The sequence below is a fragment of the Brevibacillus sp. M2.1A genome (genome assembly GCF_013284355.2).
In the GTDB taxonomy this organism is placed as follows: Bacteria; Bacillota; Bacilli; order Brevibacillales; family Brevibacillaceae; genus Brevibacillus.
The window spans coordinates 1,744,292-1,761,799 of record NZ_JABSUY020000001.1 but is presented as its reverse complement, the minus strand read 5'-3'; the positions used below and the strand labels follow the sequence as shown (position 1 = coordinate 1,761,799).

20 protein-coding genes, 1 riboswitch and 1 other annotated feature are annotated in these 17,508 nt (G+C 47.1%); of the genes, 11 read left to right on the top strand and 9 right to left on the bottom strand.

The features are described from left to right. Positions 1-85: 85 nt before the first annotated feature. Together HP567_RS08725 and HP567_RS08720 are read right to left on the bottom strand one after the other, a co-directional pair. Positions 86-1,063, bottom strand: a complete 978-nt coding sequence (locus HP567_RS08725) for a homoserine kinase (protein WP_173609062.1) — start codon at positions 1,061-1,063, stop codon at positions 86-88. A 192-nt stretch (positions 1,064-1,255) separates the two neighbouring features. Then, positions 1,256-1,450 (bottom strand): BhlA/UviB family holin-like peptide, encoded by a 195-nt coding sequence (locus HP567_RS08720; protein ID WP_012684855.1) that lies wholly within the window; start codon positions 1,448-1,450, stop codon positions 1,256-1,258. Positions 1,451-1,630: 180 nt separating this feature from the next. On the opposite strand from HP567_RS08720, the gene HP567_RS08715 reads away from it, so the two are divergent. From HP567_RS08715 to HP567_RS08705, 3 genes are all read left to right on the top strand, one after another. Next, positions 1,631-2,077: a helix-turn-helix domain-containing protein gene (locus HP567_RS08715; protein WP_173609063.1), complete on the top strand. Its 447-nt coding sequence runs from the start codon at positions 1,631-1,633 to the stop codon at positions 2,075-2,077. Between the two features lie 72 nt (positions 2,078-2,149). Further along, positions 2,150-2,674: an ImmA/IrrE family metallo-endopeptidase gene (locus HP567_RS08710; protein ID WP_173609064.1), complete on the top strand. Its 525-nt coding sequence runs from the start codon at positions 2,150-2,152 to the stop codon at positions 2,672-2,674. A gap of 35 nt (positions 2,675-2,709) precedes the next feature. Continuing rightward, on the top strand, positions 2,710-3,108 hold the full coding sequence (locus tag HP567_RS08705; protein ID WP_106841359.1) for a hypothetical protein: 399 nt from the start codon (positions 2,710-2,712) through the stop codon (positions 3,106-3,108). Here HP567_RS08705 and HP567_RS08700 read toward each other — a convergent pair. Further along, positions 3,086-3,838, bottom strand: a complete 753-nt coding sequence (locus HP567_RS08700) for an alpha/beta fold hydrolase (RefSeq protein ID WP_173609065.1) — start codon at positions 3,836-3,838, stop codon at positions 3,086-3,088. The genes HP567_RS08705 and HP567_RS08700 overlap by 23 nt on opposite strands. 264 nt (positions 3,839-4,102) lie before the next feature. On the opposite strand from HP567_RS08700, the gene HP567_RS08695 reads away from it, so the two are divergent. After that, the gene (locus HP567_RS08695) at positions 4,103-4,903 is read left to right on the top strand and encodes an inositol monophosphatase family protein (protein ID WP_173609066.1); all 801 of its coding nucleotides are present in this window, start codon (positions 4,103-4,105) and stop codon (positions 4,901-4,903) included. Between the two features lie 32 nt (positions 4,904-4,935). Here the strand turns inward: HP567_RS08695 and HP567_RS08690 are convergent, their stop codons facing one another. Then, positions 4,936-5,493 (bottom strand): CGNR zinc finger domain-containing protein, encoded by a 558-nt coding sequence (locus HP567_RS08690; protein WP_173609067.1) that lies wholly within the window; start codon positions 5,491-5,493, stop codon positions 4,936-4,938. Positions 5,494-5,661: 168 nt separating this feature from the next. Between HP567_RS08690 and HP567_RS08685 the strand changes: the two genes are divergently transcribed. The 6 genes from HP567_RS08685 to HP567_RS08660 all read left to right on the top strand — a co-directional run bounded on the left by HP567_RS08685 (position 5,662) and on the right by HP567_RS08660 (position 10,814). Beyond that, the gene (locus HP567_RS08685; protein ID WP_173609068.1) at positions 5,662-6,156 is read left to right on the top strand and encodes a DinB family protein; all 495 of its coding nucleotides are present in this window, start codon (positions 5,662-5,664) and stop codon (positions 6,154-6,156) included. An 84-nt stretch (positions 6,157-6,240) separates the two neighbouring features. Then, positions 6,241-6,426: riboswitch (Lysine riboswitch) on the top strand. Positions 6,427-6,538: 112 nt separating this feature from the next. Next, entirely contained in the window at positions 6,539-7,987 is a 1,449-nt protein-coding gene (locus tag HP567_RS08680; RefSeq protein ID WP_173609069.1) for an amino acid permease, read from the top strand. Positions 7,988-8,205: 218 nt separating this feature from the next. Beyond that, a complete protein-coding gene (locus HP567_RS08675; RefSeq protein WP_173609070.1) occupies positions 8,206-9,078 on the top strand; it encodes a hypothetical protein in 873 nt (290 codons plus the stop codon). Positions 9,079-9,214: 136 nt separating this feature from the next. Continuing rightward, positions 9,215-9,406, top strand: coding sequence for a hypothetical protein (locus HP567_RS08670; RefSeq protein ID WP_173609071.1), 192 nt, complete (start codon positions 9,215-9,217; stop codon positions 9,404-9,406). Beyond that, positions 9,399-9,545 carry a hypothetical protein gene (locus tag HP567_RS08665; protein ID WP_173609072.1) on the top strand — a complete coding sequence of 49 codons (147 nt, stop codon included), beginning with the start codon at positions 9,399-9,401 and terminating at the stop codon, positions 9,543-9,545. The genes HP567_RS08670 and HP567_RS08665 overlap by 8 nt, the downstream gene beginning before the upstream one ends. Before the next feature lie 213 nt (positions 9,546-9,758). Further along, positions 9,759-10,814 carry a TolC family protein gene (locus HP567_RS08660; protein ID WP_173609073.1) on the top strand — a complete coding sequence of 352 codons (1,056 nt, stop codon included), beginning with the start codon at positions 9,759-9,761 and terminating at the stop codon, positions 10,812-10,814. A gap of 71 nt (positions 10,815-10,885) precedes the next feature. Here HP567_RS08660 and HP567_RS08655 read toward each other — a convergent pair whose 3' ends face one another. The 5 genes from HP567_RS08655 to HP567_RS08635 form a co-directional block, all read right to left on the bottom strand. After that, on the bottom strand, positions 10,886-11,797 hold the full coding sequence (locus tag HP567_RS08655) for an aminoglycoside phosphotransferase family protein (RefSeq protein ID WP_173609074.1): 912 nt from the start codon (positions 11,795-11,797) through the stop codon (positions 10,886-10,888). Between the two features lie 347 nt (positions 11,798-12,144). Then, positions 12,145-13,323, bottom strand: a complete 1,179-nt coding sequence (locus HP567_RS08650; RefSeq protein ID WP_173609075.1) for an aminotransferase — start codon at positions 13,321-13,323, stop codon at positions 12,145-12,147. Continuing rightward, positions 13,320-13,820: an Lrp/AsnC family transcriptional regulator gene (locus HP567_RS08645; protein WP_173609076.1), complete on the bottom strand. Its 501-nt coding sequence runs from the start codon at positions 13,818-13,820 to the stop codon at positions 13,320-13,322. Before HP567_RS08645 ends, HP567_RS08650 begins: the two co-directional genes overlap by 4 nt. Positions 13,821-13,946: 126 nt before the next feature. Next, positions 13,947-14,188 (bottom strand) — a binding site (T-box leader). Between the two features lie 49 nt (positions 14,189-14,237). Beyond that, on the bottom strand, positions 14,238-15,734 hold the full coding sequence (locus HP567_RS08640) for a sensor histidine kinase (protein WP_173609077.1): 1,497 nt from the start codon (positions 15,732-15,734) through the stop codon (positions 14,238-14,240). After that, entirely contained in the window at positions 15,731-16,414 is a 684-nt protein-coding gene (locus tag HP567_RS08635; protein ID WP_173609078.1) for a response regulator transcription factor, read from the bottom strand. Before HP567_RS08635 ends, HP567_RS08640 begins: the two co-directional genes overlap by 4 nt. Before the next feature lie 278 nt (positions 16,415-16,692). On the opposite strand from HP567_RS08635, the gene HP567_RS08630 reads away from it, so the two are divergent. Next, positions 16,693-17,379, top strand: coding sequence for a YceI family protein (locus HP567_RS08630; protein ID WP_173609079.1), 687 nt, complete (start codon positions 16,693-16,695; stop codon positions 17,377-17,379). Positions 17,380-17,508: the final 129 nt, after the last annotated feature.

Here is a 17,508-nt window from a genome sequence, read left to right as displayed (position 1 = left end):
CCTCTTTCTCGTCAATGTATGGCTTACCTATCATTGACTTCGGGCCGCATGTTTTTCTGACAACGCTTTGCAAAACGCTTCTCGTTCACGCGAAATATTTTTTAAAAAATTCCATCTTCTCACTCACGAAAGCATCATCCGAATCGCTGCTACCCATGATATGAGGATCATGCATGCACAGCCCCATTAGCCACAATTGGCGAATGCCTGTCATGAGCGACACCGCAGCCTGATCGTTTTCAGATAAAGGACGAACCTCTGTATATCCTTTTAGAAAAGCACTCCATAGCGCCTCGACCAGTTCGTCATCTTCTTCGATCAATATTCGGCTCAGCTTGAAAGCAGCCAGATCATACGCCCGCCAGCCATATCCGCACAGGTCGAAATCAAAGTGAGTATAAGTGTTGTCCTCACAAAAGTTCGTATTAAAATTCCCTTGAAGGTCTCCGTGGCAAATCCCCCAGTCGAGTCCGGCAAGGATATGCTCGTTCAGCTTGTCTTCCAGCTCCATCGCCAGCTTTTGGAGAAATTGAAAATCTTCCTTCCGATGCTGCAAACGTGTCTCGATAATGGCTAACGGGCGATGAATCAGCGCCTTGGCGTCCCAAACCTCGTGAGCTTGCTGTGTGAAAAAGCCTTCTGATTTGACATGCAGCTCGGCAACGGCTCTGCCGAATCGTTCGCTCAGTTCCTCGGTATCGATCTCCTGCTCCTTGCCACAGGCAAAAGTGAACAACACACCAAAGCGATTGCCCTCTGCTGCTTGCAGTCTCAAGACATGGTTTCCTGAACCGTCCGCAATTGGCACAGATACAGATACTCCTTGTCTTTTCAAATAGAGCAAGAGCTCCATCTCGAATGCGACAGCTGCTTCCTCTGTTCGCCAATCACTGCGATACAGCCTGAAGATTCGTTTTTGATCGATCGTCTGCACGAGGTACGTATCGTTCATGCCTCGAAGCATGTAGTGAACCGATTGTATTTGTTCGGTTGGATATGCTTCCTGAAGTACTTTCTGTAATGCTTTTTCACAGATGGTTGAGTAGACGACGGGTAAATGCATAGTCATGCTGCTCCTTTTTGCTAAGTATTGGTAAGTTATTATGGAAGACGTGTGAATGGGGAAAAGGACACAGCAAGAAAAAAAGACCTGGAAGGGCTAAAGGCCGATCAAGGTCTGACACAGGTTACAACGATTTGTCCCCTTTCATGAATAAGCTGTTCAAGGGATTGGGCAACATAAAGTCAAAAAGCGTTATTTCCTCACTTTTCCCTTGATTTCTCGCAATTCCTCGAGGATCAAATCATATTTGTCGCTGTATTTGTCCAGCAAGTCCTGCAAACGCCCCTCGCGTTCTCGATTTGCCTTCATAATATAAAACAACAACCAGACAAACAAAGCAGCAAATGGCCCTTGCTGAAGTAATACGGTTGTTACTTGGTCTTCCATGTTTGATCTCCCCTTTTGTCACTGTACAGAACGAGTGTTCCCGCATCGTCCTTATCAGTATTTTGTACAAAAGGCTTGTACATAATTCGTTGAAAACAAAATTTATATCCATACTTTTCTTTTTCCTTCTCATTTAGTACAATAAATTTGTACATCCTCACAGGAAGGACTGGCACGCTCATGCTATCTCAGCGCTTACGCACAGCTCGTAAGACAAAAGGTCTGACCCAGGAAGAGTTGGCAGAGCATGTCTGCACGACCAAGGGGACGATCAGTAACTACGAGAACAATCACAGCACACCACCGAATGACATGCTGCGGCAATTGGCTGATGTGCTGGACGTCACGACTGATTGGTTGTTGGGCCGCACAGATGAAGTCACGGCCTATATTCTCCCCGCATCAGGAGAGACAAATCAACGTTCGTTGGACGAGCTCTTGCAGGAAAAGATCGATGACCCGGACGACTACTATTTCCTAGACGGGTACCTAGACGCTTCAGAAGAGGAGAAAAAAGAAATTCGCCGCTACTGGTACGACTTGAAGAAACAGTGGAAAGTCCGTAGAGTACGCGAAGAAAGACCTCCGTCTTTGTTTGACATCACGGAAGACATCAAAAAAAAATAACCCCAGTGCGGGTTTTTCTTTTCAGCAAAAAACAGAACGTACGTTCCTTACTATTCATTTAGGAGGTCCTTGATGCTTCACTCCCTTTTGCAAGAAATCTGCGAACCGCAAACATGGCTCGAGAGTCGCGTGTACTTATTGCTTCAGCATCACGGCATCGATTCGCCTGAACAAATCGATCTGCATCTGCTGTGCGAGACGTACGGCATCGAGGTCCATCGTATTTGCGGCAGGAGTCGTGCACACGCGCATCCGTTTTCGCCAGGACGTTATATCATTGCGGTGGACGAGCGACTTGATCTGGCTACCCAGCGGGTAAAAATCGCGCACGAACTCGGACATTTGCTCCTTCATGAAGGCATTCAGCCCCAAAGCAGCGAATGGATGATTGACTGGCAAGAATCGCAGGCGAATCATTTTGCCGAGCATTTGCTGCTACCCATTTACATGATGAGCCCCCTTTTGGCCGATTGCTCGCGATACAACGCACCGGCGATGTTGGCTCAGCGCTTTCAGGTGCCGATGCCTCTTGCCCGTGCCCGTTTTGAGCGCATACTTAGCCGTATGTATGCCAAAGGTTTTCCCGTCTATGGGTAAATTACGACGCTATTTTTATGCAGGAGGGATACCTGATGAAACGAGTCTTTATTGCCGGTGATGCATACACGACTCATTTTTTTGATCTCGCCTTGGACCAAGACGAGGAGCTGTCGCTGTTGCCCTCTTTGCAGGTAGCCAGCTATCACGTGGCCCGCTTTGCCCTCATCATGCGAGATGACGGTCTTAGTGGTCTCGGTATTTTTCCTGGAGACGCCCTATTGATCTCAGACTTTTCGATGGAGCCCGTAAAAGACAGACCTGTGTTGATCCGACAAGAGGGGCAGTTCCTTGTGCGCATCGCAGCAGACGTCAATCCATTGGAATGTTTGTTTACAACCACACGCGAGCAAGATACGCCTATGCTGCTCCCCTCGGAAAACATTCGCATTACAGGTGTTGTATCCGGTATTATTCCACGTTCATCATCATGACATCATTAAGCAGCCAATCCTTGATTGCTGCCACCGTTTGCTGCCACTGCTCCTGAGGAGTAATGGCAGCGGGCTTGTCGCCCTCCTGCGATCCATAGCTTCCGAACTGGGAGTGGTTTCCCCCTTCTATGGACATGTACACCGTACGCTCCGGCAAATATTGCTTGCTCTCCAAAAACTTTTCCATATTAATCACTCCATCGCGAGATCCGAGTAAAGACAGCACCGGCAAATTCACCTTCTTCAAGTTCCCCTGACTGTTCGGATACGCTCCCAGTAAAAACACACCGTTGATTCGGTCCGGATGGTTAGCTGCGAATTCAGCTGCCATGGTACCACCGAGCGAATGTCCTCCGATGACAAACGTTTTATTTGGGTAGGCCTTCAATACTTGTGTCGCTCGCGTCATATCGCTTACGGCCAAATTCAGCGGCATTCGCGCGAGAAAAACATGGTAGCCGTAGCCTGCCAAGGCACGGGCAATCGGAGCATAGCTCTCCGGTTTGACCAGTGCTCCCGGATATAAGATGAGTCCCGGTTCGCGTGATTCCCCGCCTTGGAAGATAATCCAGTCATTCGTATCCATGACCGTAATCCCTTCACCGCCTTGCATGGCCGTTAACGCTGCCTGATCGGGCTGATATGGCTGCAAATACCATATAGCCAGACAAATCGCCCCTAGTGTCACCAATACCAGTGCCTGTAACCATTTTTTGCGTGTTTGACTCATCCTACCCACCTCATTTCCGTTCCCACGTATGATGCTACTTATTATGTCTCAAACACTCTGCACATGTGCATAACTTGTGAATCTCGACATTTTCGTGGTGTTGACGAACTAATCCTTTCATAGTAGTATTCAAACATACTACTTAATTTCTCGTGCAGCATATCGAGACTGAGACTGATTTTGGTCCTGAACTTGCTGAAAAGTATGGAAACCATTATGGAAACTACTCGATTTTTACCAAAAAGAGAAGGGATGAGAATTGTTATGAATCTACAAGATGTGCAATTTTGCGAGGAACTGGTAAGAAGTGTTGGAAAGGAGCTGCTAGTGGAATTTGAAAAAGGCGCGCCCTGCCACAGCAAGGAAGCAATGGCTAAACGCTTTGAAGAGGTAAATGCCGTGGTTGAAGCTCGATTGAAGCAATCATTATCCGAGCGTTTTCCCACCTATGAATTCTCTGACGCGGAATTCGATCTGGCTGCACAGGAACAGCCTGAATTCGCAAGTCCTTACTGGGTGATGGATGCAATCGATGGAGCAGTTCATTTTCTGCAAAATATGCCGATGTGGGCTACTTCCCTCTGCCTGATTGACGGAGGACGCACAGTTGTTTCTTTTGTCTATGATCCATGCCGTGATGAACTGTTTACAGCAATTGACGGGGGTGGAGCTTTTCTAAACGGACAAAAAATCAGTACCTCAGCCAAATCGCAGCTGAGTGAGTGCATTTTAGGTACACTCTTTGCTTCCTCCGAGCCAATGAACCACTTGGTCGGTAAGTATACAGCAAATTCCTTGACAAGAGTGATGCCAGAGGCTTTTGCCATCCGCATGCAAGGCGCAGTATCACTCCATCTGGCCTATGTGGCGTGCGGGCGACTCGACGGTTACTGGGAATATGGTGAAGGGGTGTATGATTGGCTGGCTGGTGCACTTTTGGTTCAGGAAGCCGGAGGCAAAATTACTGATACACAAGGAAACGATTTTTGCTGGAAAAGCTCAGGCATCGTAGCAGCAGGTTCGTCCATCTACCCTAAGCTGGTCCAATTGACCCCAGCTTCATAAATGAACAGATAAAAAGGGTGAGCTTTAGCGCTTCACCCTTTTTCCTTTTTCCGTTCACGAAAACGGCGGACCTTCATCAAGTTTCCGCACATTTTGTCATCACACCAGCGGCGCACCCGGTTGCGGCTTTCATCATAAAACACCCAGCGGCAATCCTCGTTGTCACATATTTTGATTCGCTCAAGATGCTGTGGGGCAAGCAACTCCGCGAAAGAAGCAGCAATTTGTGCCATCACGAGCGGCCAGCCCTCTGTTGAGCTAGATTGCTTTTGCCTGTAGCCGCCCTCCTCCTCTACAAACAACACCTGCCTATGAAATGGGGCGAGGGCCAATACTTTGTTCAATTCCACAAGGTCCTCCTCTTGGAATCGGTCCCCATGCACAACGGTTTCCAGCATACGTCTCAAACGTTCGCGCAACTGCAAAAGAGACGCGGCATACTCCTCATCCATAGGTAGCGGAGCGGTTAGCTTGTATGTTTGCAAAAAGGATGACAGCCATTCCTGGTTCTCCAGACGATTTTCCCAACGACCAGAACCGCGCCAATCCCTCCAATCACTATTTAAAAAATCGATACAAAGCCAGTCCATGGCATCATCTCTCCTGACGAAACCCTTCATTTTTCTCTCTTGTATGACCATACAGGATATGGTAATCTCTATTTGTAACCACCGTAATTAAATTAACTGGTTACACACTCATTTCTTACTGTTATTATAGCGTTTCATCAATCTGTTTCACAGACGAGGAGGAAGCGTATGAATCGGAAGGAATTGCTTTTGCACGGATGGGAATGTGCGTATGACAAGGAAGACTGGTATCCCCCCTTAAAAGAAGTGCTTTCCGGAGTATCAGCAGCGGAGGCTAGCTGGCGCCCTGTAGGAGAAGCAGCTAACACAATCTGGGAAAACGTCAGTCATCTTCTGTATTACAAAGAACGTCTGTTGCATCGTCTTTTGGACACCGAATTTCATGGCTCTGCCGAGACGAACGATGATACCTTCACCCCATCCGGCGGTCCTGATGACGAAGAAGCTTGGCAAGCTACCCTTTTGCGAATGGAAAGCGTCCATCGCAACATTCATGAACAGCTTTCCTTGCTGACGGATGAAGAGTTAAACCAGAAGGCTACCTATACACCGATTTACCAAAACGTCATGAGTCTTGTCTTGCATGATGCGTTTCATACGGGACAAATTGTCCAAATTCGCAAGCTGCAAGGCTCTTGGCCTGCCAGACGCTCATTTGAATAACAAAATTTCACATTGATTAATCCCGAACAATCCTTTATATTTGATGAATCACATAATTTCATACATGTTATCCTCATCTTTCACGGTGAGGATAGAGGTCGCGGCTTTTATATCATCCTGTACGAGATTCAGAGAAAATCAATGACTCCAGGTAAGGAAAATCCGCCGAAACTCATATCGCGTCTCTGTGCGATTGGGTTGGGGCTGTACTCGAAAGGGGCAGAACTGTCACGTTTGCATGCCAAGCAAACGTGGTGAGCTATCTTCAGTGAAGGCTTGGTGGGGATTGGATGATACCGCCCTATGCCATTTTTTGGCTATGGCGGTTTTTTAATTTCCGACCTTCCTTCTCAAAAATCAAGAAAGGTCGTGCAAGCAGCTTATGTCACAAAATCAATTGCAACGTGGTTTAAAAGCCCGACACCTGACGATGATCGCCATTGGCGGGTCGATTGGGACGGGATTGTTTCTCGCGAGCGGAGGCTCGATTCATTCCGCCGGGCCAGGTGGAGCGTTAGTCGCCTATCTCGCCATTAGTATCATGGTTTACTTTTTAATGACTAGCTTGGGGGAAATGGCCGCCTTCATGCCTGTTTCCGGTTCATTTTCGACGTATGCCACACGGTTCGTCGATCCATCTCTCGGCTTTGCTCTCGGTTGGAACTACTGGTACAACTGGGCCATTACCATTGCCGTCGAGCTGTCAGCTTCCGCACTCATTATGAAATATTGGTTCCCGGATACCCCAGCGATAGTGTGGAGCGCTTTGTTCCTCGGATTGCTGTTCGCCTTGAATCTCCTGTCTGTGAAAGCCTATGGAGAATCTGAATATTGGTTCGCCTTGATTAAAGTAATAACGGTTATCATCTTTATTATTGTCGGTGTGTTGATGATTTTTGGCATTATGGGCGGTCAAGCAGTTGGCTTCCAAAACTTCACCAAAGGCGACGCGCCATTCAATGGCGGCTTCATGGCCCTGCTCGGTGTCTTTATGATTGCCGGATTCTCTTTCCAAGGGACGGAGCTGGTTGGTGTCGCAGCTGGAGAGAGCGAAGACCCCGCCCGCAACATTCCGAAGGCCATCCGTCAAATTTTTTGGCGCATCCTGCTCTTCTACATCCTCGCTATTTTGATCATCGGGTTGTTGGTTCCATACGATAATCCAAATCTGATCAGTGGCGACCTGACGGATATTGCGATCAGTCCGTTTACGATTGTATTTGAAAATGCCGGATTTGCTTTTGCAGCATCCGTCATGAATGCCGTTATTCTCACGTCTGTATTGTCTGCTGGTAACTCTGGCATGTACGCATCTACACGCATGCTGTGGAACTTGGCGAAGGAAGGAAAAGCACCAAAATGGTTCGCAAAAGTAACAAGTAATGGCGTACCTATCAATGCCTTGATCTTGACTGCGCTCATCGGCGCCCTTGCTTTTCTGTCCTCTCTGTTTGGGGAAGGCGAAGTGTACGTATGGCTTTTGAATGCGTCTGGTATGTCAGGCTTCATCGCTTGGCTGGGAATTGCCATTAGTCACTACCGTTTCCGCAAAGCGTTTATCGCTCAGGGCCGTGACTTAAGCGAATTGCCTTATCGGGCAAAGTGGTTCCCGTTTGGACCGATTTTTGCCTTCATCATTTGCTGTATCGTTATTTTGGGGCAAAATTACTCCGCATTCTTGGGTGGAACGATCGACTGGTATGGCGTCGCGGTCTCTTACATTGGTTTGCCTCTGTTCTTAATCATTTGGCTCGCTTATAAAGTCACGCAAAAGACAAAGCTCGTCCCTCTTGAACAAGTTGACTTCAGCATGGATGAATACACGAAATAATCGAAGAAAAAATACGGACTTCCGTTATCTGAACGGGAGTCCTTTTTCATGCTAAACAGTATATTAATAATTGCCCGAAAAGAGCCGATAGTATAGAAAAGAAGCAATAGAGATCCGTTTCCTTCCGTTCTCGCAACTCATACTAGTCATCTGATAAAAGGTAACCATGATCTCCTGCCTTCACGACTGAACATGAATCCATGTGAGGAGAGTAGAACATGCACATCCAATCGAATAACCGCTACCTACCCCCCCAGCTATCCACTAACCAACTTGCACCCCAAATGGTGACAGGAACTCGTTTAGAATTGCCCAGATTGCCCGAGTACGATACAGTAGATCTTCGTTCTCACAAAGCACGCGAGCTCCCTGCTGATGCCATCGAACACCACAGCGTCCAATTTTTCTTTAGCACAGAGATTAACCAGCGCTTGGATAAAATTTTCGCAGATAAACCACCTGAAGCTCGTAAGGCCTTTGATCAGATCCTCGAACGTAATTTTTTCAACTCCCAATCCACCTACACGGATGAAGAAAGAGCTGCTTTGGTAGAGGTCGGATTAACCCAAGGCAAATATTTGGCAGACCAATACATGGCTGATGAAAAAAATGCTGCTGAATTTTTGGATACCCTCCATCTGCTCGCTAGCGTTGCCAAAACACGAAAAGTTGACCCTGCGACTGGCAGTGTCAGCTACGTAGAGCTTCCGCAAAAACCACATGGGGCGCCGGACGACTATGTCAATCCGTCCAAACTGATGGAACGATATGACCCGGAAGCCTACAAAAAAATGCAAGCGGCTACCACCAATCAAACAGAGAAAGTAAGCATGCTGATTCAATTCGTCAAAAAGCTGCAACATCGTCCAGACTGGATCGCACAATACCGGAACGAACAAGCTACACTTCTCTCTGATTTAAAAAATACTAAAATCACTAACCGTTTTGAGAATGTAAATACAAAGGACACCACGGAATTTGTTCGTCAAATGAATACGCTCGCTGAAAATGCTTCCTTTTCTTCCTTTACACCATTGCTTCAAACGAATCTTGCCTCTTTTATGAAGATCCTGTCCAAGAAAACGAGTTAACTGCACAAAGATGATCTACAGCCTCTGCCCGAGCTTCTCTGGGACTGGGGCTGTTTTTGTGTGCCGTTTCCTTTTCCAGTTTAGGAAATTGACAGGCAGATGGTGGACATACTAACCCGTAAAGGAGGAGACGAACATGGATGACAATCGCGAAAACGACCTGCCTGATTTTAAGCAACTGGATGACAGACTGATCGCTCAACCTCCAACTAGTCCAATCCTCGCGATCCGTACCAATCTGGACAAGGAACCAAATGACATCGACAATCCGTATGTGCAGCAAGACTCTACACCCACTGGACAAAATAAGGGGGAAGCAAATGACTGATCGTATCTCAAAAGAAAAGCCTGACATGGGTTATAACGGAAGCAATATGCATGGTTATTCCCTTACACCAAAGGAAGGGACATTGAACCAAACTGCCAAGTCGGCTGCGGAAAACAAAGAAAACAGGGACAAAGAATAGTTCTTTTCCCATTAGAAAAACAAATCCCCTTCTGGGAAACAGGCAGATGCTCCTTTTGCCTTTTCCGGAAGGGGATTCCTTTTGATTTCGACCAAGAACATGGTGAAAAACATTTTTTTATTGACGAAATTCAGTTGGAAATATATACTTTTCATGGATTTGATAATGAGAATCGTTATCAAATTCTTTTATATATGATCAGGAGGTTGCCCCATGAAATCCAGGCTCTTCAAACACATTTACAGTACAACATTAGTCACTTCTCTCCTCACAGGTGGCGCCCATTTGGCTCTGGCTGCTCCACTTGTGGCCACTGCTGAACAGACGGATGTTTCCCCTTTGTCGCTAGATTTCGCAGTCGAACAGGCAATAAAGAACAGCGTCGATCTGGAGCTGCTTCGGCTTGAATTAGATATTACGAAGTACGAAACCTCCATTACACTGAGAGAAAAAGAAGAAATCAAAAAAGCTGACATCATGACTCTGGCTGATGCCAAAAAGAAATTCGAAGACGCTGCCAAAGCGGTCAAAGAAGTGGTTGTCGATGAAGTCGCCCTGAATACGCAAAAAAACACCGTTCAATTGCAAGTGCAAAAAGCATTCTTCGAAGTCCAATCATTAGACGCCAAAATCAAAGCGCAAAAGAAAAGCTTGCAAAGACAGTACTGGTTGGACTCCCAAGAAACAGAAGCTCACAAAAATCTCGCTGCCCTTGAAGCCAGCTACAAACAAACATTGGCCAAGCTCAACGATTTATTGAACGAAAAAGCAGACAGACAATGGAAAATGATCTCCACTGATCTGACTCAGGACGAGCTGCTTTCCCTGGAGCAATGGCAAGCAAAAGCTTTTGAAAAACGTCCTGAGATGATCAAGGCACAAGCAGAAATAGACTTTGCCCAAGTTAGAATTGATTACACGGCAGAGTATTCCGCTCTCAGCACACATAAAGGTACAATCGCAAAAAATGAGCACAAAAAAGCAGAACTGCAAAAACAAAAAACACAGAAGAAAATCGGTCAAGAGGTAAGTGACAACTATACGAAGCTACTCGCAGCGAAAAAGGCATTAGAGGAAAGTACAACAAAGAAAGAAACCGCATTGGAGCGCTATCAGGCAACAATCGATCAATATAGATTAGGGAAAGCATCGATGAAAGAATTGATGGAAGACGAAGCAAACCTGTTTGACTCTGAAACAAAAGCAATCGAATCGGTTTACCAATACAATCTCGCTGCTGCCACCTTGAATCAGTCAACTGGCTATTAATATTTCGTATCACGAAAAATCTCATTTATTCATTTAAAATAAAGAAGGCTTCATCCCACAGGGTGAAGCCTTTACTCATTTAACAGCCTCTCAAAAACTCTCGGCATCACTAAACGCCCACCGTCTGCACCAAAATCCTCTATGAACCACCAAGCTGACAGCACACTGTGGCAATACGCCCATGCTAACACTCTCTCTTTTTGCAAGGACAGCGCCTTCGTCAGCCCATCGACCCGCTGTTTCATTACCTCTTCTAGCCCATCCTCTGGCAAATGGTTCAGCAAAAACGGAATCACCTCGTATTCCGTCTCCCCAATCAGTCCTTTCGGATCAATTGCCAGCCACGGCTCTCTTTCTGCACGCAAAATATTTTCATGATGAAGATCACCATGCAGCAAGCACGGTTCTTTTTGTGTGGGGAGAAGCTTTTTGTACCATTGCATGGCCTGCTCCACCATTTGCTCAGGAATTAGTCCTGTCCCCCCTTGGAAATGGGGGCGAATCTGTTCCAGTCCCACAGCCCAGTCTGCTATCGTCGGGAATCTCGACGCAAGCTTGCCAACCCTCGAAATGGGTGTATGCATTCTTTTGATTACGTCCGCCAAGCATTGAATTCGCTCGTCTTCGCTACTCAGCTTGTCCAGTGTCTCTCCTGGCATGATGCGCTCCAAAAGCATCATCCCTTTTTCCTCGTCAGCATCGAGAAGCTGCACCATTCCCCGCCCTGCAAAACCCCGAATCGCTGCCAGCTCTCTTTGCCATTCCACGCCAGGCACTCCCAGCTTCAGTACTGCGTTTGTTCCATCCTTCAACACAACTGGTGCGACAAAATTATAGGAGAGTGGAAATGGCTCTAGCACTTTTAATGACCACCGTGCTTCGCAATCTGCAATCAACTCATGAAAGGAATCCAGCCAGAGACGCCCCGCTTCTTTATGTACGCCCGTAATTATTTTGGTAAAATGGGTTGGCAGTGAAATCATTAGGAAAACCCTCCTCGAACAACCTTCAAAACATCCTTTTGCATTTGCTTTCAAGCTGTTCCCTTCCCACAGCCGCGTAAGAAGAAGCGCATTTCCAGTCAAGCGCCTCTGGAGCCCATCCCAGCCTTGGAAAAAATGGTAGGGAATTTCAGCTTCACCTATGAAACACTTCATCGAAACTTCTACGTTTGAAGCGCTCCCACCATTTTTTCCGAGGCGGCCAGTGAATCCCCCCTTGCGGGGCGTAGGCCGAAGCGTAGACTGGAAATGCGCTTCTTCCCCACCACAACCACTCGTAAAAAAAGGAGCAGCTTGAAAGCCGCCCCCCCTTTATTTCCCGGAAAATGTTAGGACAGTCGTCCCATCAAGCGCTCCATACGTTCCAGCGCCTTCTTCAACTGCTCCATCGATGTCGCATAAGAGCAACGGATATGTCCCTTTCCGCTTTCGCCGAACACATCTCCAGGTACAACAGCTACCTTTTCCTCCATCAGCAGCTTCTCCGCAAACTCAGAAGAGCTGAGACCTGTAGAAACAACAGACGGAAATGCGTAGAATGCTCCATCCGGTTCATGGCAAGTCAATCCGATATGACGGAATCCATCTACTACATAATTGCGGCGCTGACGGTAGCTCTCGATCATTCGTTCCATATCCGACCGTCCATGACGCAGGGCTTCCAATGCAGCCATCTGAGCCATTGTCGGAGCACACAGCATGGTGTACTGATGGATTTTCAGCATGCCTGCGAGCAAATCAGGTGACGCGCAGACATATCCCAAACGCCAGCCGGTCATCGCGAATGCTTTGGAAAAACCGGAGATCAGGATCGTCCGATCTTTCATCCCTGGCAGAGCTGCGATACTATCGTGCATGCGACCGTAGGTAAGCTCGGCATAAATCTCATCGGAGATCACCATGAGGTCGTGCTTTTCGATGATCGGCAAAAGTGTTTTCCACTCTTCAGCCGTCATAGTCCCCCCGGTCGGGTTATTTGGATAGCAGAAAATAATTGCTTTTGTACGTGCGGTAATGTGCGTCTCCAGCTCTTGCGGTGTCAGCTTGAACTGGTTTTCCATCGTCGTTTTCAGGAAAACCGGCACACCACCAGCCAAGCGAATAACTGGTTCATAGGAGACATAGCAAGGCTCCACGACCAATACTTCATCACCCGGATCGAGAATAGCACGCAGTGCGATATCAATCGCTTCGCTGGCACCGACCGTCACGAGAATTTCTGTCTCTGGATGATAGCTGACAGAAAAACGTTCTTCCAAGTATTTCTGAATTTCCACACGCAATGGCAGCATACCTGCATTGGATGTATAAGCTGTATGCCCACGCTCCAGCGAAGAAATCGAAGCTTCTCTCATGCGCCAAGGAGTAACGAAATCAGGCTCCCCAACCCCTAAAGAAATGACTCCCTCCATCGATGCTGCCAAATCGAAAAAGCGGCGAATGCCCGATGGCTTCAACGATTGAACTGTACTGGATAAACGGTTTTTGACTTTGACTTGTGTACTCACGGCGTAACCACCATCCTGTGATCTTCGTCACGATCTTCCAGCTCAATGCCATCGTGCTTGTAACGTTTCAAAATAAAATGTGTAGCTGTTGAGACAACCGAATCAAGAGTGGACAGCTTTTGCGAAACAAAAGTAGCTACCTCTTTCATCGTTTTGCCTTCCAAAATAATCGACAAGTCATAGCTTGCACCAGACATCAAGTAAACAGCCTTCACTTCTGGGAAACGGCAAATTCGCTCCGCCACTTCATCAAAGCCGACGTCGCGCTTCGGCGTCACTTTTACATCAATCATGGCGTTTACGTACGGATGATCGTCCACACGCTCCCAGTTCACCAGCGCTGGATATTTGACAATGACCTTTTCGGCTTCCAATGCTGCAATCGTCAGCTCAACGACCTCGGTTGGCTCACCGATCATTTTTCCGATTTGCTCAGCGCTCATGCGACTGTCTTCTTCCAACAGGTGCAACAGCTCTCTTTGCTTCAAGCGATCCATGCCCCACCACTCCAGTTTTCTCTTTATTTTTGTACATAAGTGCGTGTTCAAGTAGTCGACTTTTTGAACAACGTCATAAAAGCAAAAAACCCCAGCAACCAGACTCATGATTTCCATGAATCCGGTTGCTGAGGCGAAGGTATCGCGGTACCACTCAGCTTTTTTGCCTATCTCACAAAAGGCAAACTCGTGCTGTCTACGTAGACATGCGCCCCATAACGTGGGCCATCCGCTGCTTTCTACTTGGCATTTTCAAAAGCAGAGCTCCAAGGTGGCTTTCAAAAAGAGTTCGCGGCTGCCCTCTCAGCTAACAGGCAACTCTCTGGACGTCAAAATCCCTTTTTTACTTTCCTTTTCACGGCTGTGTTGGTTGTTTTATTGAATGTCTCAGATTATAAATGACGTTTTCTCTCATTGTCAACCAACAACTTCTGTCTTCTGAACCTCTTTCAAACCGTTAGGCAACCAGACGCGAAACACCGTGCCTATTCCCAAGCTGCTTTGGACGTCAATTTTACCCCGATGATTTTCTACGATGGATTGGGTGATCGACAGCCCCAGTCCAGCACCTCCGCTTTTGCGTGCGCGAGAGGATTCAATCCGGTAGAAACGGTCGAATACATGCAGGACATGCTCCGGTGCGATTCCGGCCCCATTATCCCTGATCGTCAGTTCAATCCCATTGGCAATCTTGCTCAATGTAAGCTCGATTTCACCGTTCACAGGGTCAGTATGCTGAACCGCATTTTGAAACAGATTGAGAATAACTTGCTTCATTCCGTCACAGTCGAAAGCAACCGTAACATTCGGTTCTACGCGGAAATGAACGTTTCGGTCACCGGCCAGCACCATGAGCTGCGATTCCATACTGTGCACGACCGCGTCCAGCTGCCCCTCTTGCAGAAGGAAAGCCGGTTCCCGATCCATCCGAGCCAGGTACAGCAAATCGTTGACGAGTTTGTTCAGTCGCTCTGTCTCGCCGTGCATGCTTTTCAATGCTTTTTGCAAATGTTCGGGATTTGCCGCCGCACCGCGCAACAACACCTCCAAAAAGCCATGGATGGATGTCAACGGTGTTCGCAACTCGTGCGAAGCGTCCGCTACAAAGCGCCTCATCCGCTCCCCTGCTTCCTGCTCAGTTTTAAAGGAGGTTTCCAACCGCTCCAGCATTCCGTTAAAGACCGCCGATAATTGATCAATCTCCATTTGGCCTTGATCCATCGGCAGTCGCTCATCCAAGTTACCCGCATTAATCCGCTCAATTGTAACCTCAATACGCGAAAGTGGGTTCAGCGTACGGCGGAGCACAGGCACATACGTTAACAAACCGATAAGCAAGGCGAGTGCAGATGCAGAAAAGAAAATGATCAACTGTGGAAACAGCACTTCTCGCATCGGGCCGACAGGGGTGCTCAGCTGTACAATTCCTTGCAGCTGATCAGGAGAACGAATGGGTGCCAGTACGACCAAATAATCCGTACCAGTACTGCCTTCCAAAATTTTGTATTTAAAAGTACATACGCCACTAGCCAAGATCTCACGGTATAGACTCTCCGGAAAGCGCGGGGAATACCCTTCGCTCGGATTCGCAAACAGCTCCGTCACGTTCGCGTCGTTGTCAATAAAGGCATACTTGATATCGGGTGTGCGCAAGGAGAGCAACGCGCTGACATACTGATCGTATTTCGGCAGTGTTTCCGTCTCCTCCAAGACTTGATAAGGAACAGTGACAGCCAGATTTAACAAACTTTCCGCTTTGCTGCGATACAAGAACTGCTCCATCAATAAGTATTGAATCATGCCGATTAGAAGTAGCAACCCGGATAAGATAAATAACGAACGAGACAACAGTTGATAACGCAAAGAGTTCGGTTCTAGGAAAGGAGCCCATTGATTGTTTCGATTCATCTTCATACAAAATCAACCCGATAGCCCGCACCGCGCAATGTGCGAATAATCCGATGCTGACGATCATTCAATTTATCACGCAGGGAGCGAATATACACCTCGACAATGTTCTCCTCCCCACCGAAATCATAGCCCCACACGTTATCCAAAATCATTGGTTTACTCAGCACCAAGCCGTGATTCGTCACCAAATATTTCAGCAACGAGTATTCCGTTGGCGATAGCTCCAGAAGCGTGTCCTCATAGGTAATTTCCTTTCGCCTGTCATCGATCTGGAATGGGCCGAGGTGTACCTTGGAGAGCAGATGTGGGTAATGATTACGAATGCGCGCCTGGATACGGGCAAGCAGCTCTTCAAAGCTAAACGGCTTGATCATATAATCATCGGCACCGAGCGTCAGCCCTTTTACCCGATCCTCCACGTCTTCCCTGGCTGTCAGCATGATCGTTGCTACATTCCGAATCTTTTTCAGCATCCGGCATACCTCGAAGCCATCCATGCCAGGCATCATCACATCGAGAATGACGACATGCGGCTGATGCTCCTTTACCATGGTCACCGCAGTCATCCCATCTTGTGCCGTCATTACTTGGAAGCCTTCATTTTCAAGACCCATCTCCAAAAACTGCAGGATGGTCGGTTCATCATCGACAAGCAATATTTTAATGCCTTTGTTTAGGCTCATTTCTTTCACCTCACCTCTATTTTACCTGAACAGGCCAAACGTAGCTGAATGTTTGCTGAATATGCCCTGAGTACGAGCTGAAAGCTTTTTGCAAAATAATAAACCAAAAAATGTAAATCGAATATATAAAACGTTGATAATTCTCTTACCATTGCGCTTTCAACAAACTTTCAGCCAGCTTTCAAGGCCCACTCAGCTTCCTCGCTCATAATGATCCTGCGAAGCCAAATACATACGACCAAGTCTGAACACTTCAAAAACATGGAGGTTATCCAATAATGAAAAAAAATTCGGTTATCCTAACTGCCTCAGTTGCCACACTCGTGGTTGGTATCGGAGGTTACATGCTCTATGACTATTTTGTGGGAAACCATGTAGAGATCCAGCCTGCAGCTGCGGCAACCACAGCCTCATCTACCGCTTCCTCAACGCCTTTGACAGCAGATCAACTGAATAAAAAATGGACGATCAATGACCAGTCCAAGGTCTATTTCTCCGTAACCACGTCAAAAGAAACGGTTAACTTTGAAATGGACGGTATTACTGGCAGTTGGGATGTGAACCTCTCTGCACCCGACCAAATGAAAGCAACGGCTTCCGCTGACTTGAATAATCTAAACTCCGGTAATGTAAAGCGCGACACCCATATCAAATCTCCTGATTACTTTGATACAGCCGTCCATCCAGCTGCTACCTTTGAAGCGAAATCCTTTGAGAACTGGCCATCCACATGGACAGAAGGACAAAAAGCTTCGTTCACCATCAATGGCGTCCTGACCGTAAGAGGAATTGCCAAAGACGTGAAAATTGATGCTGATGCGATTTATTCCCAAGGCAAGCTGCAATTGGAAGGAACATCTGTCGTTACGTTTGGTGACTTCGGTTTGACTAGCCCTCATACGATCGTGGCCAAAACGGAAGAAAACATTAACATTACATTGCGACTTGCGCTGGATGCTGTTTAATCCTTTTCGCGCGAGCTGCTTCGAGAGACGTCTGATACTCAAAGACGTCTTTTTTCACAGATTTTTACATTGTAATATTGACATTGTTAAAACGATACCATAATATAAAAGTATGAGAACAGACTCGAG